This window comes from Rhodococcus sp. BP-349, assembly GCF_019835845.1.
In the GTDB taxonomy this organism is placed as follows: domain Bacteria; phylum Actinomycetota; class Actinomycetes; order Mycobacteriales; family Mycobacteriaceae; genus Rhodococcoides.
In genome coordinates this window covers 453366-478510 of record NZ_JABUDR010000001.1, presented here as the reverse complement: position 1 = coordinate 478510, position 25145 = coordinate 453366, and the positions used below count along the sequence as shown (strand labels likewise).

Here is a 25145-nt window from a genome sequence, read left to right as displayed (position 1 = left end):
TCAGGCCGCGGCGGAGGCGGGTTCGCTGCGGAACCGCGACGGGCGCCCGTCGATCCGCAGACTCGTCCACAGACGCTTCGAGACGCGGTTCATCAACCCCATGTCCTCCGACAGCGTGCGGACGTCACCGAACATGTCGCGCAACGTCTTCGCGGAAGCCTCGTTGTCCCACCACACCTCACGCACCACCTCGGGCGGGATTCCGAGCTCGCGCTGCACCTGCTTGCTGGGCTTCATGATGACGTCGCACAGCACGCGCATGATGATCGGCGTCGCGATGGACATGGCGAACCGCTGACGTCGGGACAGCTTGGGCGCGCGGTGCTCCAGGTACTGGTGCGCGAAGCCGATGTGCCGCGCCTCCTCGGCGACGTGGATCTGCATGATGCGCGTCATCAACGGGTGCTGCGATGCACCGGCGCGCAGGATCGACTTCTGGGCGTGGTCGATGGGCTCCTCACCGGCCAGCACACCGACGAAGAAGCCGAACGGCAGCGGGCCCGCGAAGAGAGGAAGGAGAGGGCCGGCCTTGCGGAACCACCTCGGGCCACCGGGCACGGCGACCCCGATACGGTTCACCAGCTCCTGGAACATCTGGGTGTGGTGGCACTCCTCCGTCGCCTCGTGCGTGGAGTAGCGGAACTCCGGCGAGCCGTTGGGGAGCCGCAGCGCGTAGTTCATGATGCCGGCGATGAGCACCTGCTCGAACTGCAGGCCCACCTTCAAAATGTTGGCCTGGCGGTACATACCGACCGCAATCTGGCGATCGAGAGGGAGCGACCGGTACCACTCGGTGTTGCCCAACGGATCTGCAGCCGGGAGCACCCAGCGGGGATCGTCGGCCACGATCGCGTAATGCGGATCGTCCCAGGGGATGTCGAGGAAGGCATCGAAGTGCTGGTGAACGGATGCTTCGGACAAGGTTCGCAGCGTCTGCTCGTACTCGGAGCGCGTGTCGGATGTGATCGTCATGGCGTGAACCTCCGTGAGTGCCGGGCCGACTTGGTGCGACAGGCTGTTGCAGTAAAAGTTACTGCAACTCGATGTACCACGCAAGCAGTGAGCCGTCGTCGATTGGTACAACGAACGTTGTCATCGTGGCCGAGAACAGGCCATTCCCGGTTGTTGCATTCACTCGGCATCTATTCTTCGATCATCGGGTACCGTTTGCCCGTCCTTGCGAACCGCAGCTCCGAATATCCCGCAGTTCCGAATTTTCAGCCGTCACCATTATCGGAGACTCGACCTGTTCTCCTGTTGATTGCCGCTTCGTTCGTCGGGGTCGACGCGGCACGACGAACGAGAGTGTGCGTTGCCCGTACGTCCGATCCCGACCGCCGACCACACCTCGGCTGACCTCGGCTCGCGCATGCCCGCGATGCGTCTCGTCATCCTGGCGCTGGTCATCGTCGTGGGCCTGGCCGGCATCACGTGGGGTCTGTCGCCGCAGTTCGACAGAACGTCCTTCGTCGTCGTCGCCGTGGCGACGCTGACGACCCTTCCGTCCGCGCTGCTCATCTACCTGTACGGGCAGAATCTCCGCTACTCGATCCCTTTCGTCGTCTACGCCGACATCGGCATCACCGTCGTACTGTTCGCCTCCCGGTCCCCGTTCGACGCCCTTCCCGGCATCGTCCTGCTGATGCTGGTGTCGTTGTACGCCGGCGTGTACGTCTCCGGACGGATCCTGGCGGCCCAGCTGGCCTTCGCCGCGGCGATCCTCGTCGTGCTGTCCGTGCTCTCGGTGCAGGACGGCGTCGACGGCTGGCTCGTCCTGTCGCGAGCACTCACGCTCCTCACCGCGATCATCGTCCCCGTTCTGCTCAAGATGCACATCGACTTCCTCACCGAGAAGCGTGAGAACAGCCGACGCGACGGAGTCAGCGGTCTGCTCAACCGACGCGGCCTCGACGGCGCCGTCGCGCGATTCGATGTGCCCCGTGGGGTCGAGCAGACCCTGGGCGCAGCCGTCGTCCATCTCCGGGACTTCGTGCAGATCGAGCGACGCCTCGGCCGCGCCACGAGCCACGACCTCGTCGCCGAGACATCGACTCTCCTCACGGACGCGCTTCCCGACGCCATCGTCGCTCGAACTCAGCCGGGTGAATTCGCCTGTGTCTGGCTCGGTTCCGCGGACGACGTGGCCGAGCGGCTCGCTGCGGCACGCACACTGGTGGAGTCCACTCGCCTGCGCAGCGCTACCGTCAGCATGACGTGCACCAGTTCCACCGTGCCGGTCGACTACCGCACCACCGTGACCGTCGCGCTCGGCAAGACCCTCACCGCCGCCGCGTTCCTGCAGTACGGCGACGCCGTGGCTCCGCGCAGCAACCACCATGTCGCCGAGCTGATCGCCGACGGCGGGCCCGCCATCGTCTTCCAACCCGTGCTGTCGGTGTCGACGGGTCGCGTCATGGGCTACGAAGCGTTGTCCCGCTTTCCTTCCGGGCACGGCACCACCCAGAGCTGGTTCCTCGACGCGGCCGCCGACGGCCTGCAGATCCCGCTGGAGCTCGCTGCTGTCCGACGCGCCGTCGCGGCGTCCCGAGACCTCCCGACCGACGTCTTCCTCGCCGTCAACGTCTCGGCGACCACCATCGTCGCCACCGATCTGGTGCCGATTCTCGACGAGGCCGCCGAGTGCCGACGCGTCGTCGTCGAGATCACCGAGCACGACCTGGTCAGCGACTACACCGCACTCGGCGCCGCGCTCGATCATCTGCGCGACGAGGGCCTGTCCATCTCCGTCGACGACGTCGGGGCCGGCTACTCCGGTCTCCGTCAGCTCGTCGAGATCAAGCCCGACGTCATCAAGCTCGACGCCTCGATCGTGCGCGGCATCGACACCGACCCCATGCGCCGCGCCGCCGCCAGCGCCCTCACCACCTTCGCGGCCGCCATCGGTGCGGAATGCGTGTACGAGGGCATCGAGACGCCGCAGGAGCTGGAGTCGGCGCGCAGCCTCGGTGCCGACATGGTGCAGGGGTTCCTGCTGGGGCGTCCCACCTCCACTCCGATCCTGAGCCGTCAGGACGGCATGAACGCCCTCTGAGCGGGTACTGCGTCGCCATGACGACACCGACTGCAGACTCGATCCCGGGTTCCGATTTCGTTCCCCGCACCGCCGTCGTGACCGGTGGCGATTCCGGCATCGGCCGCGCGGTGGCCGTCGCGCTGGCCGGCGGCGGCCTCGATGTCGGGGTGACCTGGAACCGCGACCGCGAGGGCGCCGAGGCCACGGTCGAGGAGATCCGCGCGCTCGGGTGCAGTGGGTTCAGCGCCCACATGGACCTGACCGACCTCCCGGGCGCCCCGTTCGCCGTCGACTCGCTGGCCAGTGAGCTGGGCGGGATCGACGTGCTGGTGAACTGCTCCGGCACGGGCACCGCCACCTCGTTCCTCGATCTGGACTTCGACTCGTGGCGCACGGTGCTGTCGGTGGACGTCGACGGCGCGTTCCTGTGCGGACAGCACGCCGCACGGCTGATGGTGGAGCAGGGTCACGGCGGGCGCATCGTCACTGTCACCAGCGTGCACGAACACCTCCCCAAGGTCGGTGCTGCGCCGTACTGCGCCGCCAAGGCCGGACTCGGCGGACTGACGCAGGTAATGGCCATCGAGCTCGCGCAGTACGGCATCACCGTCAACTCGGTTGCGCCGGGCGAGATCTCGACACCGATGACCGGTCAGACCGACGAGAACCCCGAGAGCAACCCCCGGCCGGGTGTCCCGCTCGGGCGTACCGGCGACGCACGGGAGATCGCCTCCGTCGTCGCGTTCCTCGCCGGCCCGACGTCGTCGTACATGACGGGCGCCTCCCTCGTCGTGGACGGCGGCATGGCCCTGATGGGGCCGCAGGCCGTCCAGTTCGTGAAGGACGACGCCTGGCGGAGCGTGTGACGTCCGATGGCCCTGCACTGCAGGGCCATCGGGGTCGTCAGGTGCCCTTGACGTTCATGATCTGGCGGAGCTCGTGGAGCACCGTGACCAGATCGCGAGCATCCTCCATCACCACGTCTATGGACTTGTAGGCATCGGGGATCTCGTCGATGAACTCGGCCGAATCCCGGTACTCGATCCCCACCATCCGCTCACGCAGGTCGTCCTGCGTGTAGCGCTTGCGCGCCTCGGCCCGGGAGAACCGCCGACCCGCACCGTGTGGAGCCGATTGCAGACCGCTCGCGCTGCCCTTGCCTTCGACGACGTACGACCGCGTACCCATGCTGCCCGGGATGATCGCCCGCACACCCTCGGCCGCGTGGACCGCACCCTTCCGGGTGAGCCACACGTCCTTGCCGGCATGCTTCTCCGGCCGAGTGTAGTTGTGGTGACAGTTGATTCGATCCGACTCGACACTCGTGTCGGTACCGGCCCGATGCGCGAACTGGTGCAGGAACCGATCCATCATCTCGGCCCGGTTGAGGTACGCGAACCGCTGCGCCCACGTCAGATCCGCGATGTACCGATCGAACTCGGGCGTGCCCTGCGCCAGGTACGCGAGATCACGGTCGGGCAGCTGGATCCACCACTTCTCGCACATCTTCTGCGCGATCGCGATGTGCTTCTTGGCGATCTTGTTGCCCACGCCCCGCGAACCCGAGTGCAGGAACAGCCACACCCGGTCCCGCTCGTCGAGACACAGCTCGATGAAGTGGTTACCGCCACCGAGAGACCCCAGCTGCTGACGCCACTTCGGCGAATGCGACAGGTCCACCCCACTGTTCTCGGCCAGCTCCTCGAGCTCGGCGATCTTCGCCGCCGTGAACTCGAACCGGTCGAGGTGCCCGTTGTAGTTGCCGGGCGAGAGGGGGATGACGCGCTCGACGTCCTGACGCAGCTGCGCCAGGTCGAGGCCCGTGATGTCGCTGTGAGTCAGCGTCGTCTCGACGCCGATCATCCCGCACCCGATGTCGACGCCGACCGCGGCGGGGATGACCGCACGTAGTGTCGGGATGACCGTGCCCACAGCGCTTCCCATTCCGGGGTGCGCATCGGGCATCAGGGCGACGTGGGGGTGGATGAACGGCATGGCCGCGGTGCGACGCGCCTGCTCCAACGTGGCGTCCTCGATGGCCGAGGCCCAGTTGAGCAGCCGCGTTCCCGCGCCTGTCGGTGGCATGGTGATCTCCTTCGTCGTCGGTGAGGGGATGACGGTACGAGGTGCGGGTACCCGGGACCAGTTAATTTCGGGGCCAGCCAATTTCGGGGCCAGGCAATTACGCTGTCCCGCATGCACTCGGAGTACGACGCGATCGCCCCGGACTACGCGGCAGCCTTCGCCGACGAGCTCGGCTCGCGCCCTTTCGACCGCGGGTTCCTGTCGTCGTTCGCTCGTTCGGTGCGGTCCTCGCGCGGCACGACGGTGCTCGACGCGGGGTGCGGGCCCGGCCAGGCGGCACGCGAGCTCGCGGGTGCGGGCCTCCACGTCCTGGGCCTCGATGCCTCGCGCGGAATGATCGCCGCAGCATCGGGGCCGGCCTCCTGGGTGGTGGGCGACATGGCCGCGCTCCCCTTGGCCGACCGTTCCGTGCACGGCGTGTGCGCCTGGTACTCGATCGTGCACACCCCCTCCGCCGATCTGCCGGCTCTGTTCGCCGAGTTCCGCCGCGTCACAGTCCCGGACGGCTGGTTGCTCCTGGCGTTCCAGACCGCCGCACCCACCCGCGAACTGCGCACCGCGTTCGGCCGGGATGTGCACCTCGACTACCTCCGCCACGACGTCGACGAGGTGCAGTCGCTGCTCATCGACAGCGGATACGTGCTGCACCGAGACGCTGTGCGATCCGCTCACGGCACGGAGACCGCGGCGCAGGCGTTCGTCGTCGCGCGGTCCCGCGACCACCTCGTGGAGCCGCCCGCGCGAGGGTGCTGATCGTGGAATCCAGACCCCGGAATCCGGGGTCTGGATTCCACGGACGCCACGGGGATCCTCGGTGAACCCACGCCCGTCCAACAGGGCATGGACGAAGTGGACAGATTTGCGGGCCGGCACGACGGCGTCATCAGCCGGGCGCAGGCCCTCGCACTCGGGCTGTCGTCCACCGCGCTCGAGCGACGCGTGTCCGCCGGACGCTGGACCCGCATGGCGTCGGGCATCTACATGCCGGCAGGTCAACCGGTCACCCAGCACGCGATGGTGCGCATCACTGTGCTCCGATGTGGCCGCGGAGCGCTGGCGAGTGGGCCCAGCGCTGCGTGGTGGATGGGCCTACTCGAGCGCCCGCCTACCCACTCCTGGGTGACCATTCCGCGTGCTCGGCGCTACCGCGATCGGTCGGTCACCGTTCGACGACGCGACGTTCCTCCAGTCGACGTGGCAACGGCCCGTGATCTTTGCGTCACCGGCCTCGCTCTGACGGTGCTCGAGACCGCGGTGATCCTGGAGGAGGCACGACCCGGCGACGGAACACAGTTCCTCGACCGAGCATTGCAGACCCGCACGTCACTGGACCGGCTGCAGAGTACCCACGCTCGCAACCCCGGACGGATCGGCAGCCCTCGTGCCGCGACGATGCTCGTGCACGCGGCGACCGGCGGCGAATCCGAGGCGGAGCGCATCTTTCTGCGGTTGCTGCGCGCCTCGCGCATCACGGGATGGGAGTGCGCGGTGCGGTCGTGCGGCTACGTGATCGACGTGGCCTTCGTCGACCGACAGGTGGCGATCGAGATCGACGGCTGGGCGTATCACCGCACGGCCGAGCGCATGGCCCACGACGCGGTGCGTCAGAACGCGCTCGTGAACGACGGCTGGACGGTCCTCCGGTTCACCTACCACCGGCTGATCCGAGAGCCCGATGCCGTGATCGCCGAAGTACGTCGAGCACTGCGTCGATAGTGGAATCTGCGCCCCGGATTCCGGGGTCCCGATTCCACTATCGAACCCCGCGCCTGCTCCGCAGCAGAATGACCGCGAATGCCGGCACACCGACGAGCGCCGTCACGACCCCCACCGGGATCTCCTGCGGCGCGAAGACGCTGCGTGCCAACGTGTCCGCCCACACCATGAACACGGCGCCGATCGCCATGGACGCCGGCAACACGCGGTGATGGGCGGTGCCGACGAGGATGCGGGCCGCGTGCGGGATGACCAGCCCGACGAACCCGATGGCTCCCGCGGACGCCACGATGGTCGCCGTCATCAGTGCCGTGACTCCGAGCAGGACGACGGACAGGCGTAGCAACGAGACACCCAGAGCGCGCGCCGTGTCCGACCCCAGCGTGACCGCGTCGAGCGACGGCGCCGCCACCACGCACGCCACCGCCCCGAGCCCCACGGCCCCGGCGCACACCGCGACATCGCTCCACCCCGCACCGGCGAGCGAGCCCAGCAACCAGAACAGCACGCCGCGCGTCTGTTCCGCATCGGCGGAGGACAGCACGATGAACGAGGTGAGCGCCGAGAACAACTGCGTACCGGCCACTCCCGCCAGAATGACAGGCCCCGTCCCACCACCTGCACCGGTGGCCAGCATGATCACCAGCACGAAGGACACGAGAGCGCCGACGAAGGCCCCGCTCGACAGCGACAGTGCGCCCGCACCCACACCGAGCACCGCCACCGACACCGCGCCCGTCGAGGCGCCGGACGAGATGCCGAGCACGAACGGGTCGGCCAACCGGTTACGCAGCAGCGACTGCATGATCGCGCCGCAGAGCGCCAGACCGCACCCGCAGATCGCAGCGAGAAGTGCACGGGGAAGCCGCAGTTCCCAGACGATGCCGTCCTGGATGCGGCTGACGTCCGCCGGCGGGCCACCGAGATGCGCGACGACAACGGCGACCACGTCGGGCACCGTCACGTTCGCCGGGCCCAGCGCGATGGACACCGCCACCGACGCGACGACCGCCAGCAGCGTGGCGACGACCGCCAGTAACGGTCGCACGCTCACCCGTTCGACCACTCCTGCAGTGCCGCAGCCACTTTCTCGATGCCGTCGACAGTCCGGATCGACGGATTGAGGTCCGCGCCGTTCACCACGATGTAGCGCTTGTCGATCACCGCCTGCATCCGACTCGTCACCGGGTTGCTCTCGAGGAACGCGATCTTGCTCGCCAGTGCGTCACCGTCGATGCTGCGTCGACTGAGATCGGCCAGCACGAGCGCGGAGGGGTTGCGATCGGCGACGCTCTCCCAACTCACCTGCGGCCATTCGTCCTTCGTGTCCGCGAAGATGTTGCGCACACCCACTGCATTCGAGATGACACCCGACGCTCCGCAGCAGCCGGCCATGTAGGGAGCCGTGGTGTCGGCGAACCAATACGCGAGCGACGCATCGGACACCGGCGCCGACGCCGCGTCGTAGCGCGCCCGCAGCGAGTCCACCAGGGCATCGCCACGCTCAGGCACGTCGAAGATCGCTGCCAGGTCGTGCACCTCCTGGAACACCGTCTCGATGCTCAGCGGCTCGTCACGGGCACCGTCAGCGTTGACGCTGGTGGCCGACTTGCCGATGCAGTCGGTCGGCGACAGATACGTGGGTACTCCGAGTGCGTCGAACCGCTCGCGGTCCGCGACCCCGCCCTCCCCCAGCGTTCCCCCGAACGACGCGGTGACCAGATCGGGCTCGGTGTCGAGCACCACCTCGAGCGACGGCTGGTTGTCCGCCAACCGGGGCACCGTCGCATTCGCCTCGGCGAGGTCGGACCGCACCGGGTCGGTCCAGGTGGCGGTACCGACCATGCGATCGGCGAGCCCGAGGGACAGCAGGATCTCGGTGGAGCCCTGGTTGAGGGAGACGGCGCGCTGCGGCGGCACATCGACGGTGACGGTGCGGCCGCAGTTCTCGAGTGTGACGGGATAGTTGCTTCCGGCCTCGGCCGTAGCCGTCGTGGTCGGGCCGCTGGAACATCCTGTGGCGAGGAGGCCGACTGTCGTGACGACAGCGGCGATCGCGAGGCGTGGGGTCATGTTCGATTGTGCCGTCCTGCTGGGAGCCCGTGCGCGGAGCTTCGAGGGTGGTGCCGGACAGCAAGCGATCGGACTTCGAGCCGAAGCTCGTCACCGTTGCGCGCCAGTCCCGGAGTCACACCGGGTTCCCTCGCTGAACGACTGTTCGAGGGTCACTCTAACCGCATCACCACGGTCGGTCGTCAGGCCGCCGACTCTCACCTCGTAGGAGTCGGGTGCTCGACACCACCGTCCGCACGGCGACGGTGTCCGCTCAGTTCACATACGGGATGTTCACGAAGCTGGGGTTCGCGGGATCGAGCTGCACGTGCTGGGGCGCCAGGGCGGAGTCGACGAGCATCGGCCCCAGCGGCAGGTAGCGCGGCACGCTGGCGGCGTAGACGTCGATGCGGATGCGGTGGCCCGGCGCGATGACGGCGTCGGTCGGCAGCAGGTTGATGTCCACGGTCGTGGGCACCCCCGGCACGAGTGGTTGCCGACTCGCGAGCGTGAGCGCCGGCTTCGCGTCGATGTAGTCGCCGTTGGCCGAGCGGGTGCTCTTCGCCTCGTCGATCTGACGCAGCGACGCGGTGAGAGCGCCGTGGCTGATCGGGGTGGAGGTGCCGTCCGGTGCGACGTCGTTCATCGTCGCCGCCCAGAAGCCGTCCGGCCGATCGAGCACCGTGTTGAGGTGCAGGTTGGTGGCACCGGAGATCTGGGTGGGCTTCTCGGCCGGTGCGCTGGTGAACGTCAGCGCCTCCGCTTCGTTGAACCGGGAGTCCTTCGTGCACACGGACCCCAGGATCGCCGCCGCACCTGCCGTACCGACCGCGGCGTCGCGGGAACAGATCCCGCGCAGGCCCGGCGCGACGGTGAGGCGCGCGGTGTCGGATGTCGGCGTCGAGGACAGCGTGCCGTCGAACAGGCTGTGCCCGGCGCTACCGCTGGGGGCAGCGGAGAGGTACGTGCGCTGCGACTGCGCTCCGGCGCGGGGGAACTGATCGGTGGTGGTCCACCCGCCGCCCTGCTGGAACAGCGTCACGGGGCCGTACTTCTCGACGCCGTTGTCGGCGCCCTTGAGCCAGTGGTCGAACCACGCGCGCTCGAGTGCATCGAGTCGCGGCGGGTTGCCCGGGCGTCCGAAGCCCGCACCGGGATTGACGTGGTAGCCGTCGCCCATGATCAACTGCTTGCGTCCGGGCTCCACCGGGATGTCGTTGTAGATGCGCGGTTCGCTGTTGGTGAAGATGTCGTGCCAGCCGCCGTAGACCATGGTCGGCACCTCGATCTGGGACAGATCGGCCGAGCGGTCCGCGTAGAACTCGCCGTCCTGCGCGACACCGAACGTCTCGGGGCGGAGGTCTCCGATGGTCGGAGCCGTGAAGGCGTTGGCGAGTTCGGGGATCAGGATCGCCGGATCAGCCAGTCGATCGGCGAGCCACCGAGTGTCGAACTGGCCCTGCAGGATTGACTGCACGTTCGGGACGAACTTCAGCACGTTGACCAACGTGAGCCACAGCGGCATGAATCCGACACCCAGCGCGCCGCCGGTGCCGACGATGTCGCGGAGGAGGTCGTTGCCGGGCTCCACGGGGAAGATGGCCTTCAGAGCCGGCGGGCGCAGCGCTGCGGCCTGCACGGAGTTGATGGCCGAGTACGAGATGCCGGACATGCCGACCTGACCGTCCGACCAGGGCTGCCGGGACGTCCAGTCGATGATCTCCGCCGAATCCTGTTGCTCGCGTGGACCCAACACGTCCCAGGTCCCCTGAGAGAACCCGGTGCCGCGGGCGTCGACGACCACCTGGGCGTAGCCGTTCTGGACCAGGTTCCGGTTGACGGCGAAGACGCGGAGCCCGCCGCCGTCGACCGCCTGCGTGAGATCGGTGATGCCGTCGAACGGCGTACCCGCGAAGTTGAGACTCGCCAGGAAGTCGAGCACCGGCTCGCTGACTCCGGGGATCTGCTGGATCGAGTCGATCAGGTTGCCCACGAGCTTGGTGTACGGCGTGATGTTCAGGACGGTCGGGAGGTCGGTCTCCACCGGGCGACCGGACGCATCGGCAGGCCGGTAGATGTTGGCCTGCAACACCGTTCCGTCACTCATCGTGATGGGGACGTCCCAGTCGATGGCCACCTGCGGATACTGCGGCGGCGCATCGGCCGCGGCCGTCCAAGCGACGGCGTCCACGCCGCCGGTGGGGTCCGCCGTGGCCGGCACCGCGGTACCGGACGCGACGAGAAGGGCGACGAGAACGCCCGAGATCACCGTGGAACGACGCCGCACACGAGCCCCCATGCTCTGATCGGCACCCCCGTCTGTGATGGGCGCCACTAACGTACCGGACGGTAACCTACGGTCCCGGAAAGGTCAACGACCATTCACGCGCCGAACAACAGGAACAGACCGAGGAAGGTGTACAGCACCATCACCAGCATGAGTGCCAGTTCGCCGAGCAGCGCGTCCTTCTTCGGAAGGAGCCGCAGAGCCGCGTCGTGCGCCAGTGTCACTCCGACGATGTGCCCGATCACCACGCACAGCACCGTGATCGATGCGACCACCGGCGGGTGCGAGGACAGCGCGTAGTTCACCGAGGCGTCCGCGATCCCGAGCGGATTCCACCCCCGGTCGAACGGATCGAACAGCGTGAAGGCGCTCTGCTGACCCTTCTCGACGAGATAGGTGAGGTAGTGGGCGAAGAAGTACCCGACGACGATCGGGATCAGCGAGTGCGCCAGCAGACCCGGCAACTGCGCGCGCCGCCCCCTCGTCACACCGCCGGTGGTGCGCGCCGCGAGCCAGAACACACTGCCCACCAGTGCGACACACGCCAGCACACCGGCGGTGCGGACCAGCATCGGGTCCCCGAAGTCACGTGCGAACGACTTCCAGCTCGGCGTCTGCGCCAGCGAGTCGAACGCGGTGGAACCGAGCAACGTGGCCGTCACGGCGACGGTTCCGCGTCGTACGGGGAGGGTGGCGGCACCGTCGAGCGGGTTGCGCAGCACGAGGGCGCGGGTCTCGGTGTCGCGCGCCAGGATCGACATCCGCGCCACCGTGTCGCTGAACACCTCGAACGGATCGGCGCGCGCGAACCACTCCTCGCCGAAGATCAGGGCGCCGCCCAGCAGGATCACCACGTACAGCAGACACCACGTGCGTACGGCCGCAACCGAACCGGGATCATTCGACGCGAGCTCGAGCCACACGAAGGCCAGCAGGCCCAGTACCGCCGGGACCACACCGATGCCGTCGGGCAGTGTCCGCGGCCGACCGTGCGGCAGAACGCGATACAGCGCACGGACCGGGGACACGATGCGCCACACCGGCCCGAACGCCAGTGACGCCGGGACGAGCCCGACCCACACCAGCACGTAGAACACGCCGAGCAGCGCGTTGGACGCATCCTGCGGACCCAGCACCGACGCCGCGCCGACCCACACGGCCAGCGTGACGGACAGCCCACCGACAACTCCGCGGAACACGGCAGAATCGACGACGCACGCCAGCGGTGTCGTGGTCCAGTAGCGCCGAGGGTTCAGGCGCGGAGTCTTCCACGCCAGCAACAGGACCGCGAAGGACGCTGCCAGCGCCCAGGCACCGCCGATGAGGGCATAGGTCACCGGGATCGGCAGGTCGGTCGACCCGCCGAGGCCGTGCGCGAGGAGCTCGCTGCTCACGACCGGACGAGCACCGTCGCCACGGTGACGTCGGCCTCGTGCAACTCGATGTCGACCGAGCCCGGCACGTCGACCGTGAAGCGGAACTGCTGATCGTCACCGACCGCCACCGGGAAGCTGTGCTCCGGAACCGAATGAACGTGGATCTCGTCCTCGGCGTCGCTGGACACGGTCACGAGGATCTCCTCGCCGGCCCTGCCCTCGAGACGTTGGTCCACCGGCGTGACCTCACCGCCTGCGATGGCGACGTCCAGCGTGGTGGTGGGCGTGATGCGCGGGATATCCGATGCCGCTACAGATGTGGCCGGTGCAGATACCGACGAATCCTGCTCGAGCGTCACCTCGGTTTCCGGTTCCGACTGCGAGCACCCCGCCAACGCCAACCCCACCGCAGCCAGAGCAACTGCAACGCGCCTACCGATTGCCGACCGGCCTCCGGCCTTCCCGCTCACTCCGTGCCCTCCCTCTCGTTCGCATCCTTCAGCTCGTTCTCGGCGTTCTCCGCCCGCTCGGCACGCCGGTCGCGCACGACGATGACGATCACCACGAGGGCGATGAGCAACGCGGGGACGACGGCCGGAAGCGCCAGCACCACAGAGTGATCCGCGAGGTAGATCACGTTCGGATCGGGCGTCATACGCGACTGCGCTCCTTGCTGCCCTTCGTCGCGGCGTTGCCGGGGGTGGCCAGGCTGATGCGCGCGGCGCCCCAGGACAGCGACCAGACGAGGGCCAGCGAGCAGGCCAACACCACGAGGCACGCCGCCGTGAACAGCCACGCCGGGTGGTCGAACGAGCGCTCGCGCTGCAGCAGCTTGGTCTCGTACTGCAGCTCACGGGTGAACTCGGTGGTCGCGGGGACCTCCTCGGCGCCGATGCCCTCGTCCGCGGACATGAAGATGGGCGCACCGGCCATGGTGCGGCCGTCCTGAATGCGCAGGAACGTCTTCCACGTCCCGTCGACCGGCATGGCACGCGTGGAGCGGTACTCACCCGGGCCGGTGCGCTCGAGATTGTCGACGACGAGTCCGTGCAGCGAATCGCCTGCGCCCTGCCAGGCGAGGATGGAGACCCACTCGGGATCGTCGGACACCAGATCGCTCGGGTCGATGCTCACCGAGGCGGTGACCATGCGGAAGCCGTCCTCGCGGGGAGCATCGGTGAGACTCACGGTCGCGTTCGCGCCCTGCGGAACGTCGATCATCAGGCCGTTGGCAACGCTGCCGCCGAGCACCAGCACCATCGCGACGACGATGGAACGCCGGACGGCGGGACGCGGGAGTCCGTCACCGCTGAGCGCCTGCGCGAACAGACCCGCGGTGAGACCGACGACGAGGCCGGCCGGGATGCAGGTGGCGAGCGCCTCGACCCACATGCTGTTCGGCCACGGGTACAGGAAGACGGCGTCGACCCACATGGACTCCAGATACAGGCCGACGGTGCCCACGGCGACACCGGTGACGGCACCGAACAGGAGGCGGCGGTGGACGAGCGTGGTCAGACCCATGATCTCGACGACCACGGCCATGCCCAGGTAGAGCGTGAACACGCTGTGCGGCTCACCGAGGACGGGACCGACGATCAGCGCGGTGATCTCGCGGATCACCGCGGCGAACGCGACGGCGAACAGAGCGGATCCGCGGCCCACCATGAGGCGGGCGGCGATGAGCGCGAAGGCGCCGGCAGCCGTCATGAGCAGCGGCTGGAAGACGAGGCGGAACTGTTCGACGCCGAAGTCGTACTCGATCTGGAAGACGGACAGGCCGATGACGAGACCACCGAAGGCGGAGCTGCGCATGAACCAGGTGATGATCGAGCGCTTGCGCGAGTCGACAGCCTGCGCCGGGTCCGCCTTCGTCTCGCCGTCGGGCTCACCGGCGGTGGCGGCGGTGGTCACGGCGGTGGAGGCCATCGCGACGCGACCCTCGTGCTCGAGCAGCAGCACGCCGACGAGCGAGAGCCCGGCGCCGCCGATGAGCATGAGGTGCGTCGGTCCCCACAGCGTCACGTCCTGGCCGAACATGCGGTGCCAGATGTCGTCGAGCGGGAAGCCGATGAGCGCGTACAGGCCCGAGCCGGCGATGAGCAGCCCGCCGGTGGGGGCGTACCAGGTCCGGGTGATCTTGATGGCTGCCGGACCGGGCTTCTCGTCGCGCGGCAGGATGATCGCCAGCGCACCGGCGATGAACAGGAAGAACAGGCCCACCAGGATGAAGTAGTGCGCCGGGTTGGCCAACGGGCCCTCGTCGCGACCACGTCCGATGTGCAGGCTGACGTCCCAGATGAAGCCGAAGAACGCGGTGAGGATCGTCGAGATGAACATGACGAGCGGCAGCGCCACCCACCCGGGGCGGTGCAGCTTCTCGCCCGCGTAGTCCGCGAGGCGCTGCAGCCACGTGATGCGCCTCGTCCGGTGCATCACCGCCAGGTACAGCAGGAACAGCGAGATGACACCGGCTGCCGCGGTCATGCCGAAGACCTGATCGAGCGCGGCGCCGCCACCGGCCGGCGCCTGTGCAATCAGGTTACTCGAGGTAACACCTACATTGTTCACGCATCGGATTATGTCTGTAACCGGGCGTCAACACCAGAGCTACCCCGAAGTAATTTCTCGGGCACTCTCACATGCCGCGCGCGGTGGTCATCGCTGCTCTATCGGACTGCGCATGGACGTCGAACTCCGGCACAACCCCTCCAGCACCGTCGCCCGATGCCGCCTGGCGCCCCGGGAGTTGCAGACGCTGAAGTCCGGTGAGGGGCCGGTGTTCGACTTCACCGGTCCGGGCCGCGTCCTGCTGCAGACCGGGAACCCTCGCGAACTCGAACGGCTCATCGACGAGAACCGGCCACGCTCGACCTGATCGTGGAATCCAGACCCCGGATTCCGGGGTTCAGACTCCACGATTCGCCGTGTAGGCCCGCCAGCCGCCGAACTCGGTGATGTCGGTGCCCGCCTCCGCCGCATCGGCGGCGCACATGAAACCGACCACCTCCCGACCGTCGGACAGCGTCACCGATCCCAGGCCCATCGGTGCGGGCAGCCCGGCCAGGAACGTGCCGAGGTGCGCCGGGGCCATCCGGTACAGCTCGCCCGCGATGGAGGCGCTGCCGCCGCGCACCAGTCCGGGCTTGGGCGGCGTGGTGCCCAGATCGACCAGGCGGTAGTCGGCACAGGTGCTCACCTCTCCGACGAATCGCGCACCACGCTCGACCAGCTGACCGTTCAGCGGGAACCCTCGCAGGTGCGCGCCGACGACGAGCACGTCCACGCCGCCCTCCACGAGTACCGCCGTGTCCTGATCCGCCACCGCGGCGCCGATGTCGAGCAGTACCTGATCGGTGAACGCGGGGCCCACGACCATGACGCCGAAGGGATCCCCCGCCGTCGTGCGCGCACCCGGCACCGCGACGGCCGCCATGTCGAGAAGGTTGCAGAAGTTGGTGAACGTGCCGAGCCTGCGATTGATGCCGAGCGGATCCGCCTGTACCGCAGCGATGGTGGGGTGCTCAGTGGCCGTCGGCAGCAACAGGCCGTCGCGCCCGTCGAGAATCGACGCCGCGTGCGCCTTCGCCGCGAGCAGCGTCGAGAGGTCGTCGACGTACGCGTGCGCTGCCGGCTCCTTCGCGCCCAGCACGATGCGGGAGACGGTCGGGTCGGCGTGCTCGGGCGACGTCGACAGGAACTCGCCGACCGCGGCGTAGCGCTGCGCCACGATCGCCCCGTCGTACAACAACACGGCGGCGTCCAGCAGCACGGAGATGTCGACGATCTCGTGGTCGATTCCCACAGCGTCCAGTCCCGACACCGTGCGCGCGAACGCCTCCGCGTACTCGGGGCACAGCGCGCGGAGATCCTCGGTGCGTGGAACGGCGACACGGGGGCGCGGCGGGGCCGACAACGGCACCGTCGCGGGCCACGCACGACTCCGCGGATCCGCCGAGTCCGCACCGATCATGATCGCCATGGCTGCTGTGGCCGCGGTGATGTCGGCGGCGAAGACCGTCACGGCGTCGTAGTCCACGCACGCCGGGACGACGCCGGTGTTCGGCACCAGTCCCAGTGTCGGCTTGATGCCCACCAGGGACGCGAAGGCCGCAGGAACTCGGCCCGACCCTGCCGTGTCCGTTCCGAGGGCGATGTCCACGATGCCCAGCGCGACCGCGGTCGCGGAGCCAGAACTCGATCCGCCCGAGATCTTCTCGGGGTCGTGCGCGTGCCGCACGGCGCCGTACGGGCTGCGCGTTCCCACGAGTCCGGTGGCGAACTGGTCGAGATTGGTCTTGCCCAGCACCAGAGCGCCGGCGGCGCGGAGCCGCGCGACCACGGTCGCATCGACGTCCGGGGTACGGGCGAACTCGGGGCACGCCGCCGTGGTCGGGAGACCCGCGACGTCGATGTTGTCCTTGACCGCGAGCACCGTTCCGTACAGCGGCAGGCTCTCGTCCAGACCGGCGGCCTCCGCGAGGACGTCCGCCTCGTCGCGCAGCGTGATCCACACCTCGGGGCGGTCGACCTCGGCGATGCGTTTGTACGCGAGCAACACTCGGTCGGTGGCGGTCGTCATCATGCTCCCTGTGCTGTGGTGAGGGCGAACTCCCCGGCCGCGGACCAGGCATCACGCTCGATGCCGAACGCCTCGGCCTGCTTCTTGCGGAACTCGGCGATGGAGCTGTCGTTCTCGGCCAGGAACTCGTCGTGGTCGGCCAGAGAGAAGGTGCCGTCGGTGATCTCGACACCGGCTCCGCGCCCGGCCGCGAGATCGGCGCGCATGTCGGCGAGCTCCTCGGTGCTGACCGGATACCAGGAGATGCGGTCGAAGAAGCGCAGCAGCCAGGGCGTGCCCTCCTCGAAGCCCGTGACGTGCTGCTTGGAGGCCGGAGGCCGGCCGGAATCGGACGGGTGTCGGTGGTTCCAGACCTGGGTGGTGCGGCCGACGAACTGGTAGCCGCCAGGTCCCTCCATGCCGTAGATGCACAGGTAGGCGCCGCCGATCCCCACGGCGTTCTCCGGTGTCCACGTCCGCGCCGGGTTGTACTTCGTCGTGACGAGGCGGTGCCGCGGATCCAGCGGAGTCGCCACCGGTGCACCGAGATACACGTCGCCCAGGCCCAGCACCATGTACTCGGCATCGAAGACCGTGTCGTACACGTCGTCGACCGACTCGAGCCCGTTCATGCGGCGGATGAACTCGATGTTCCACGGGCACCACGGCGCGTCGGAACGTACGCCGTGCATGTAGCGCTGGATCGCCTCGCGCGTGGACGGGTCGTCCCACGAGAGCGGCAGCCGCACATGCCGACTGGGCACCGTGAGCTCGGAGGTGTCCGGCAGCGTGTCCTCGGCCTCGAGCAGCAGATCGAGGAGTTTCGCGGTCGGCAGCACGTCGGGGTCGACCTTCACCTGCAACGACCGGATACCGGGTGTCAGATCGACCAGCCCGGCGGGAGCGATGGCCTCGACGGCCTCGTGCAGCGCGTGCGCACGGGCCCGCAGCGCGAGGTCGAGGGACATCTCGCCGTACTCGACCAGGATGTTGTCGTCACCGGAACGTCGGTAGGTGACCGGCGTGACACCGTCGCGGCGCGCGATGACACCGTCGTCCCCGTCGCCGCCGCGCGAGAACACCACGGGCAGGCTCGCGCGCCGGCCGACGCCCAGCGTGTTCTTCGAGGCGGCCGCGGCGGCCTCGAGCGCGACGAAGCGCACCGTGTCGCCCGGGCGCAGCTGACCGAGCTTCCAGCGATCGGCCGCGACCACCGTCACCGGGCACACGAAGCCGCCCAGGCTCGGGCCGTCGGGACCGAGCAGGATGGGAGTGTCGCCCGTGAAGTCCAGTGCCCCCACCGAATACGCGTTGTCGTGGATGTTCGACGGGTGCAGACCCGCCTCTCCCCCGTCGGTGCGCGCCCAGTCCGGGCGGGGTCCGAGCAGCCGCACGCCGGTGCGATCGGAGTTGAAGTGCACCTCGTAGTCGGTGCCGAGAATGGTGCCCATGTCGGAGCGGGTGAAGAACTCGGGCGCTCCGTGCGGGCCCTCCGTGACGGCGAGCTGCCACGAGTGCGTGAGCGCCGGAACGTGTTCCATCGGCACGGCCGCGGGCGTGCCGATGGCGCGATCCGCCGGGGCGAGGTCGTCGCCCGCCTGCAGCACACGGCCGTCGAGCCCGCCGAACGTCCCGAGCGTGAAGGTCGACGCACTGCCGAGGTACTCCTCGGCCAGGACGCTGCCGCGGATCGCGACGTACATCCGCAGACCGGCCCCGGACACCGCACCCACGTCCAGCACCCCGCCCGCGGGCACCGTGATCGGCGTCCAGCGCTCGGCGGGTTCGCCGTTCACCGTGACGGGTGCGTCCGCACCGGTGACGCACACGACGGTCTCGTCGTCGAAACGCAGTGCGGGACCGCTCATCGTGGTCTCGAGCGCCGGCGCTCCCTCCGGGTTGCCGACGGCCACGTTGGCCAGCCGCAGCGACAGGTCGTCCATCGGCCCCGACGGGGGTACCCCCACCTTCCAGTACCCCACCCGGCCGGGCCAGTCCTGAATGGTGGTGAGCATGCCGGGGCGCTCGACGCGGATGTTCATGCGGGCCGCGTCACGATCAGACGAACCGGCGTCGGGTCGAAACCGTTGCACGGGTTGTTGATCTGCGGGCAGTTGGAGATCAGGACCAGCGAGTCGATCTCCGCGCGCAGCGCGATCCGCTTGCCCGGCGCGGACAGTCCGTCGACGATGCCCAGGGTGCCGTCCGCGTCGACCGGGACGTTCATGAAGAAGTTGACGTTGGAGACGATGTCGCGCTTGCCCAGCCCCCACCGCGAGCCCTCGAGCACGAAGTTCTCGACGCACGCGTGCTGGTGCTTGGTGTGATGGCCGTAGCGCAGCGTGTTCGACTCCTGCGAGCACGCGCCGCCGATCGTGTCGTGGTTGCCCACCTCGTCGGCGACGATAGTCATCATCGGCCGGGACTCGCTGTCGCGCAGTACCGTGCCCGCGGCGAGGTAGACGTTGCCCTGGCCCACCATGGTGGCCGGTGCGCTGTAGCGGACGGTGTGGTCGTCGGCGCCGTAGACCAGGGTGTCGACGGCCTGGTTGCCCTCGAGATCGAGGATGGTGAGGACGTCGCCGGCGCGCACGACCGCGGACCACGGGCCGCGGGCGGGTGCGACCTCGTCGAGGATCACCCGGCCGGCCACCAGCGCCAGTTCCTCTAGTGCCGCAGTCATTTCGAGCCTCCTGCTGCGTACGTGTCCTCCGTGTTGGCGACGGCACGGAGGTATTCGGGGTCGGTGTTCGGCAGTGTGTCGAGATCCTGCGGCGACGGCCAGGCGAGCACCTCCAGCGACGTGGTGTCGAAGGTGGGCGACGGATCGATCGGGTGCGCCGTGTTGGCGATGCTCACGATCACCGGCAGATGCAGGATCAGGTCGACCTCGCGGCCGGCACCCGCGGAACCCGTGCTGCGGAGCGCCCCGTCGGGATCGACGGTGACGCCGTGGAAGAAGCTGAGTGTCGGCGGCACGTCGCGGGGACCGAGGCCGTTCTTCAGGGCGGCCAGGATCAGCAACTCGCGGCCCGCGGGCGACGCCGAGTACGCGCTGCCGTCACCGTACTTCGCGGTGTTGGTGAGCAGCGTCGTCGTACCGCACAGTGCGTCGTGGTGTCCGGACGAGTCGGCCAGTACGGTGGCGAGCACCCGCCCCTGGTCGGACAGCAGCGGATGACCCACCCCCATGTACGCCTGCCAGGGCACCTTGACGGTGTCGGCGGTGTTGAGGCGTTCCCACGGTGCGTCGGCACGGTGCAGCAGGACGTGCGCGCAGGCCGCTCCGTCGATGTCGCGCAACCGAACTCGGGTTCCGCGCTGGAGCACCTTCGTCGTGTACCGCCCGCCGGGAACCGTCTCGGCCCAGACGAGCGACGCGGCATCGGTTCCGGAAACCTCGCGCGGCCACAGGGAGGGTGGGACCACCGGCATCGAGTCGGTGATCTCCCGAGCCTGCGACCGGGCGTGCTCGCGGGCGGCTGTGGTGGTGGCGGTCATGCGGACACTCCTGTGGTGACGGCGTTGGGGTGGGCCTTGCCGCGCGGGAAGCACAGCGCACCGACGGCGACGACGGCCAGCACGGTGAGGGGTGCGGCCCAGCGCAGCAGCGGGAAATTGCCGGAGGGGTCGTAGATCTCGGGGCGCGGCCAGGACAGGTTGACCACCATGACGGCGCCGTAGACGACGGCGAGGATGTTGACGGGAAGTCCGAGCCGGCCGAGCGTGAACAGCGGCTTGCCCTCGGAGTCGACCTGCGAGGTGGCGGGAAGGCCGGAGGCCGGCCGGTCCGATCGGCCGTGAGGCCAACCCTTCAGTCGCTGGAGCAGCAGCGGCACGGTGACCATCATGTAGGCGAGGTAGATGAGGACGATGCACACGCTGGCGAGGGTGGAGAAGATCGCCGAGTTACCGACATTGACCACGAGCACCAGGACGCAGCCCAGTCCGATGACGACGGCCGGGGCGATGGGCGTGCCCGTGGTCTTGTTGACCGATCCGAGAACACGGGACGCGGGGAGCCGGCCGTCGCGGGCCATCGAGAACATGAGCCGGGATGCCGCAGTCTGAATGGCCAACGTACAGATGAGGATCGCGATGGCCACGTCGATCAGGAGCACGGTGCCCCACGGGGACGAGAGCACGGAGTTCAGCACGTACGGCAGACCCTGCGTCGCGAGTTCCCCGTCGGTGAGGCTGGGTGCCGCCATGAGCGCACCGATGATCGTGAGCCCGCCGCCCAGCGCGGAGACGGACAGCGCGAGACGGATGGTGCGCGGTGCGACGCGACGGGGGTTCTTCGTCTCCTCGGCCAGTTCGCCGGCGGAGCCGAATCCCACCATGACGTAGGCGGCCATGAGTCCCGAGACGATCCACGCCCCGATGTAGCCGGAATCGACGGGCACGCCGCCGGTGTCGAACACGATGTCCGGTCCGCGCTGTGCGTGGGTGAAGAACACGCCGATCACCGCGATGACACCGACGATCTCGCACGTCACGCCGATCGAGTTGATGCGCGCCATGGCGTTGACACCGATGGAGTTGACGGTCGTGGTGATCACCAGCAGCGCGGTGCCCAGCACGACGGCGTTGGTGGCGCCGTCGGACGAGGTCAGCGCGGTGTCGGTGCCGACGATCTGGAAGCCGCTCCACACGTTCGGCAGCACCACCTGCAGTGCGATGGCGGCGGCGGAGGCCGTCACGATCTGCGCGATGATCATGAACCATCCGGCGAACCAGCCGGTGATCTCTCCGCCGACGCGACGTGACCACTGGTAGATGGCCCCGGAGATGGGGTAGCGCGCGGCCAGTTCGGCGAAGCACAGCGCCACCATGAACTGGCCGACGAACACCACCGGCCACGCCCAGAAGAACGCCGGGCCGGCGAAGCTGAAGCCCAGGCCGAACAGCTGGAAGATCGTCGTCAGGATCGAGACGAACGAGAAGCCCGCGGCGAAGGACGCGAACTTCCCCAGCTTGCGATGCAGCTGCTGTTCGTACCCGAACTCGAGGAGATCGTCGGAGTCGCCGTCCGCGTGACGGTCCGACGGGGGTGGGAGCACGGCCTGGCTCATGGGTGTTCTCCATCGACGGGAGGGGTGTATCTGTCGAGTGATAGTTAATCGGACGCACTGGCCGCGGTGGTGTCCGTGATGTATCGAGATGTTGCGAGTGCGTTACGAGCTCAGGGCGCGCAGGAAGAGGGGGAGGAAGGGGCGTGCGGACGGTGCGCCGGCCTGGCGGAACGGTGCCGAGTCCTGCGATGCGCCGATCCAGTCCCGCCGCTCGACGTCGGTCAGATCCAGCCGGAACCCGGTCGGTGCGACGAGCAGATGCAGCAGCATGGTCGCGGCCCGTCCGTTGCCCTCACGGAAGGGATGCACCTGGTTGAGGTCGGCGTAGGTGCGGCTCAGGAGGTACGCGAGCTCCCCCCGGTCGGCGGCCGCCCAGTCGGCGCCCAGGATGGTCTCGTGCACGCCCATGAGGCCGTCCCACACGACGGAGCACCTCGCGAACGCGGTGCCGTTCTTCGACAGTTCCACGGTGCGCACGTCGCCTGCCCACACGTAGACGTCCTGGAAGACGTAGCGGTGAACGCTCAGCAGGCGGTGCACACCCACCGCGCTCCCGAGGTCGGCCCGCCCGGCGTGACAGCGGACCAGCCTCAGTGCAGTGAGAATGCTCTCCGCGCGGTGCAGGGCGGCCGCATCGACGATGCCCAGCACGTTGCGTAGCGTCCTCGATCCGGGCAGCAGGTACGGGGTGTGCCGCGGACTCAGTGCTGCCCAACGAGATTCGCGCACCGGGCCGTCGCCGATCAGGCCCTCCCGCACCGACGGCAGCACGGTCTCGCCGCGACACTCGGCGACGAGGAGTGCGAGGTCCGCCGGCGTGGGACGCCATCCCTCGAGCCGTTCGGCGGCGACGGCCTGATCGACGGCGTGGCACTGCTCCGGGGTGAGTCCGGCGAACGTGTCGGGATGTTCCTCGGACGGCCTCATCGAGCCCGGTAGGCCGAGGCGCGTTGCACGCCCGCCACTTCCCGCGCGGCCGTGTCGAGCAGGCTCCGGTCGAGTGGAGTCAGATCGAAGGGCCGAACCAGGTCGTCGACGGGGCGGCCGTCGCGCAGCGCTTCGCACTGGTGGCGCAGCCGGATGCGCTGGACGACGTCGAACGATTCCGCGAGCACCGCGGCGTCGTCCTCGGACAGCACCTGCGCCCGGGCACCGTGCTCGAGCCGCGCCGGCGTGCCCACGGCGTCGTGCCCGGCGGAGACACCGGCCCAGCGCGCGATGTCCACGATGGGAGTCAGGATCCCAGCCTTCACGTCCATCGTGTCCGCACGACGGAAGAGCTTGTCCCGCAGCGTCACCCGCGCCTTGATCGTCGTCGCCTCACGCAACATCAGCAGACGCGAATGAGCGGCGTCGGCCAGCGCGGCGCGCGCGGGCTCCGCCGGTGTCCATCCGCCCGGCACCACCGGACGCGCATCGAGCGTGAGCGAGAGCATCACGACACCCGTGTCCCCGTACGGATCGGCCACCCAGCCCGCCACCGCACCGGACCACTCGTCGACCGTCCGCACGAAGCGCGGCGACGCGGCACTCGCGTGGTGGGGATCGGCTGCGAGACCGCAGCGTTCGAGTACGGCGTGCACGTCCGACCCTGTCGGGGACGGGCCGCCCACCCGCGCCGTCTCGACATCGGACGACGGGACCGATTCGCGCCGAGCGACACTTCCGGAGACGAGCCAGGTGGACGCGTCGTCGCCCAGCAGTTCGGCGGCCCGGCGCACGGTGGCCGTCACCACGGACGATCGCACCGCGGTCACGTCGGAGGACGGGACGCGAGCATCGTTCAGCGACAACGTGACCGAGGGAAGGCGCTCGCACGCCTCGACCAGGTCGTCGACACTCGCCGCGCGCTCCACGGCGGTGCGCAGCGCTGTTCCCGCACGCAGCGCCGGCGAGAGCAGGTCCTCTTCATGAGCGATGCCGAGCACAGTCCCACTCGCGTCGAGTACCACCAGCCGGCGGACACCCGCGGCGAGCGCGACGGCCGCCGCCTCCGCGACGGGCACCTCGGCGTCGACAGTGACGGCCGGAACGGACGCGACGGCCGACACCGGCGCCGCGGTGCTCAGACCAGCGGCGACCACGCGGCGACGCAGATCGCCGTCCGTCACCACTCCCCAGACGGAGTCCGGGCACTGCACGACGAGGGTGCTCGACCGAGCCCGGGTCATCGCGTCGGCGGCCTCGGCGATGGTGGTGTCGGCTCGGCTGATCGGGACACCGCGACGCGTCAGCGCGCTCACCGGGGAACGCCGACGCGAGGAGGTCACCCGGCCACGTTAACCCCGACGGCCCCACTGTTCCCGGTGCACGGCGTCGGACAGGGGCCGACGCGGACGCCACCCGAACCGCTCGAGGTCCGGAACCTCCTGGAACTCCGTCACCGGACCGACGCACAGCCACGCGACGGGACGCACGGCGTCGTCGCCGGTCAGGCCGATGATGTCCCGCAGCACCGCCTCGTCGTAGAACGACACCCACCCGACGCCGACACCCTCGGACACCGCTGCGAGCCACAGGTTCTCGATGGCGAGGGCCACGGAGAGCAGGCCCGTGTCCCGCACCGTCGCCCGGCCCAGGACGTGCTCACCGCCGCGCGTGTCGTCGTAGGTCACGACGACGCCGGTGCCGCTGGTCTCGATCCCCTCGATGCGGATCGGGTCGAAGGTCTCCGCGCGATCGGCGGGCAGCGACGCCGCGAACTCGGCGCGGCACTGCGCCACGTGCGCGGCGAAACGTCCCAGCGTCGCGGGGTGTCGGACGACCACGAAGTCCCACGGCTGGGTGTTCCCGACGCTGGGTGCGCGATGGGCGGCGGTGAGGATGCGGGTGAGGACGGCGTCGTCGACCACCTCACCGCTGAATTCGCGTCGGACGTCCCGACGTGCGGCGATGGCGTCGTACACGGACAGGTGCTCGGTGCTCATGTGGAGACCGTGCCAGAACACGCCTAGTGTCG

23 protein-coding genes and 1 riboswitch are annotated in these 25145 nt (G+C 69.0%); of the genes, 6 read left to right on the top strand and 17 right to left on the bottom strand.

The genetic code is table 11. From position 1 onward, the window contains the following. Positions 1–972, bottom strand: a complete 972-nt coding sequence (locus HQ325_RS02310; protein ID WP_222626536.1) for a diiron oxygenase — start codon at positions 970–972, stop codon at positions 1–3. A gap of 340 nt (positions 973–1312) precedes the next feature. On the opposite strand from HQ325_RS02310, the gene HQ325_RS02305 reads away from it, so the two are divergent. Both HQ325_RS02305 and HQ325_RS02300 read left to right on the top strand, forming a co-directional pair. Next, complete coding sequence (locus tag HQ325_RS02305; protein ID WP_222626535.1) at positions 1313–3052, top strand: bifunctional diguanylate cyclase/phosphodiesterase; 1740 nt, start codon at positions 1313–1315, stop codon at positions 3050–3052. A gap of 17 nt (positions 3053–3069) precedes the next feature. Continuing rightward, positions 3070–3900 carry an SDR family oxidoreductase gene (locus HQ325_RS02300; protein ID WP_222626534.1) on the top strand — a complete coding sequence of 277 codons (831 nt, stop codon included), beginning with the start codon at positions 3070–3072 and terminating at the stop codon, positions 3898–3900. 37 nt (positions 3901–3937) lie between these two features. Here HQ325_RS02300 and HQ325_RS02295 read toward each other — a convergent pair whose 3' ends face one another. Then, positions 3938–5119 (bottom strand): RtcB family protein, encoded by a 1182-nt coding sequence (locus HQ325_RS02295; protein WP_222626533.1) that lies wholly within the window; start codon positions 5117–5119, stop codon positions 3938–3940. Between the two features lie 111 nt (positions 5120–5230). Here HQ325_RS02295 and HQ325_RS02290 point away from each other — a divergent pair, with 111 nt between their 5' ends. Both HQ325_RS02290 and HQ325_RS02285 read left to right on the top strand, forming a co-directional pair. Continuing rightward, a complete protein-coding gene (locus HQ325_RS02290) occupies positions 5231–5872 on the top strand; it encodes a class I SAM-dependent methyltransferase (RefSeq protein WP_222626532.1) in 642 nt (213 codons plus the stop codon). Positions 5873–5959: 87 nt separating this feature from the next. Continuing rightward, the gene (locus HQ325_RS02285; protein WP_222626531.1) at positions 5960–6835 is read left to right on the top strand and encodes a type IV toxin-antitoxin system AbiEi family antitoxin domain-containing protein; all 876 of its coding nucleotides are present in this window, start codon (positions 5960–5962) and stop codon (positions 6833–6835) included. A 37-nt stretch (positions 6836–6872) separates the two neighbouring features. On the opposite strand, the gene HQ325_RS02280 is transcribed toward HQ325_RS02285, so the two are convergent. From HQ325_RS02280 to HQ325_RS02270, 3 genes are all read right to left on the bottom strand, one after another. Continuing rightward, complete coding sequence (locus HQ325_RS02280; protein WP_222626530.1) at positions 6873–7889, bottom strand: iron ABC transporter permease; 1017 nt, start codon at positions 7887–7889, stop codon at positions 6873–6875. After that, on the bottom strand, positions 7886–8908 hold the full coding sequence (locus tag HQ325_RS02275; RefSeq protein WP_222626529.1) for an ABC transporter substrate-binding protein: 1023 nt from the start codon (positions 8906–8908) through the stop codon (positions 7886–7888). Before HQ325_RS02275 ends, HQ325_RS02280 begins: the two co-directional genes overlap by 4 nt. A gap of 41 nt (positions 8909–8949) precedes the next feature. Further along, positions 8950–9069, bottom strand: a riboswitch (cobalamin riboswitch). 92 nt (positions 9070–9161) lie between these two features. Beyond that, complete coding sequence (locus tag HQ325_RS02270) at positions 9162–11078, bottom strand: CocE/NonD family hydrolase (protein WP_374107178.1); 1917 nt, start codon at positions 11076–11078, stop codon at positions 9162–9164. On the opposite strand from HQ325_RS02270, the gene HQ325_RS22925 reads away from it, so the two are divergent. Continuing rightward, positions 10999–11193 carry a DUF2946 family protein gene (locus HQ325_RS22925; protein ID WP_374107204.1) on the top strand — a complete coding sequence of 65 codons (195 nt, stop codon included), beginning with the start codon at positions 10999–11001 and terminating at the stop codon, positions 11191–11193. The genes HQ325_RS02270 and HQ325_RS22925 overlap by 80 nt on opposite strands. Positions 11194–11269: 76 nt before the next feature. Here HQ325_RS22925 and HQ325_RS02265 read toward each other — a convergent pair whose 3' ends face one another. The 4 genes from HQ325_RS02265 to HQ325_RS02250 are packed head-to-tail and all read right to left on the bottom strand — an operon-like array spanning position 11270 to position 15121. Continuing rightward, a complete protein-coding gene (locus HQ325_RS02265) occupies positions 11270–12568 on the bottom strand; it encodes a hypothetical protein (protein ID WP_222626527.1) in 1299 nt (432 codons plus the stop codon). Continuing rightward, on the bottom strand, positions 12565–13020 hold the full coding sequence (locus HQ325_RS02260; RefSeq protein WP_308014222.1) for a hypothetical protein: 456 nt from the start codon (positions 13018–13020) through the stop codon (positions 12565–12567). Before HQ325_RS02260 ends, HQ325_RS02265 begins: the two co-directional genes overlap by 4 nt. Then, positions 13017–13205, bottom strand: coding sequence for a hypothetical protein (locus HQ325_RS02255; protein WP_222626526.1), 189 nt, complete (start codon positions 13203–13205; stop codon positions 13017–13019). Before HQ325_RS02255 ends, HQ325_RS02260 begins: the two co-directional genes overlap by 4 nt. After that, positions 13202–15121, bottom strand: a complete 1920-nt coding sequence (locus HQ325_RS02250; RefSeq protein ID WP_222626525.1) for a hypothetical protein — start codon at positions 15119–15121, stop codon at positions 13202–13204. The genes HQ325_RS02255 and HQ325_RS02250 overlap by 4 nt, the downstream gene beginning before the upstream one ends. A gap of 112 nt (positions 15122–15233) precedes the next feature. Here HQ325_RS02250 and HQ325_RS02245 point away from each other — a divergent pair, with 112 nt between their 5' ends. Continuing rightward, positions 15234–15428 carry a hypothetical protein gene (locus HQ325_RS02245; RefSeq protein ID WP_222629218.1) on the top strand — a complete coding sequence of 65 codons (195 nt, stop codon included), beginning with the start codon at positions 15234–15236 and terminating at the stop codon, positions 15426–15428. 30 nt (positions 15429–15458) lie between these two features. On the opposite strand, the gene atzF is transcribed toward HQ325_RS02245, so the two are convergent. The 8 genes from atzF to bluB form a co-directional block, all read right to left on the bottom strand. Then, positions 15459–17135 (bottom strand): allophanate hydrolase, encoded by a 1677-nt coding sequence (gene atzF, locus HQ325_RS02240; RefSeq protein ID WP_222626524.1) that lies wholly within the window; start codon positions 17133–17135, stop codon positions 15459–15461. Further along, positions 17132–19153, bottom strand: a complete 2022-nt coding sequence (locus HQ325_RS02235; protein ID WP_222626523.1) for a 5-oxoprolinase/urea amidolyase family protein — start codon at positions 19151–19153, stop codon at positions 17132–17134. The genes atzF and HQ325_RS02235 overlap by 4 nt, the downstream gene beginning before the upstream one ends. Continuing rightward, the gene (locus tag HQ325_RS02230) at positions 19150–19794 is read right to left on the bottom strand and encodes an urea amidolyase associated protein UAAP2 (RefSeq protein WP_222626522.1); all 645 of its coding nucleotides are present in this window, start codon (positions 19792–19794) and stop codon (positions 19150–19152) included. Before HQ325_RS02230 ends, HQ325_RS02235 begins: the two co-directional genes overlap by 4 nt. Further along, complete coding sequence (locus HQ325_RS02225) at positions 19791–20612, bottom strand: urea amidolyase associated protein UAAP1 (RefSeq protein ID WP_222626521.1); 822 nt, start codon at positions 20610–20612, stop codon at positions 19791–19793. The genes HQ325_RS02230 and HQ325_RS02225 overlap by 4 nt, the downstream gene beginning before the upstream one ends. Further along, positions 20609–22186 carry an amino acid permease gene (locus HQ325_RS02220; RefSeq protein ID WP_222626520.1) on the bottom strand — a complete coding sequence of 526 codons (1578 nt, stop codon included), beginning with the start codon at positions 22184–22186 and terminating at the stop codon, positions 20609–20611. Before HQ325_RS02220 ends, HQ325_RS02225 begins: the two co-directional genes overlap by 4 nt. Before the next feature lie 102 nt (positions 22187–22288). Next, complete coding sequence (locus HQ325_RS02215; protein ID WP_222626519.1) at positions 22289–23113, bottom strand: Fic family protein; 825 nt, start codon at positions 23111–23113, stop codon at positions 22289–22291. Further along, positions 23110–24456, bottom strand: coding sequence for a putative nucleotidyltransferase substrate binding domain-containing protein (locus tag HQ325_RS02210; protein WP_222626518.1), 1347 nt, complete (start codon positions 24454–24456; stop codon positions 23110–23112). Before HQ325_RS02210 ends, HQ325_RS02215 begins: the two co-directional genes overlap by 4 nt. 9 nt (positions 24457–24465) lie before the next feature. After that, the gene (bluB, locus tag HQ325_RS02205; protein WP_222626517.1) at positions 24466–25113 is read right to left on the bottom strand and encodes a 5,6-dimethylbenzimidazole synthase; all 648 of its coding nucleotides are present in this window, start codon (positions 25111–25113) and stop codon (positions 24466–24468) included. Positions 25114–25145: the final 32 nt, after the last annotated feature.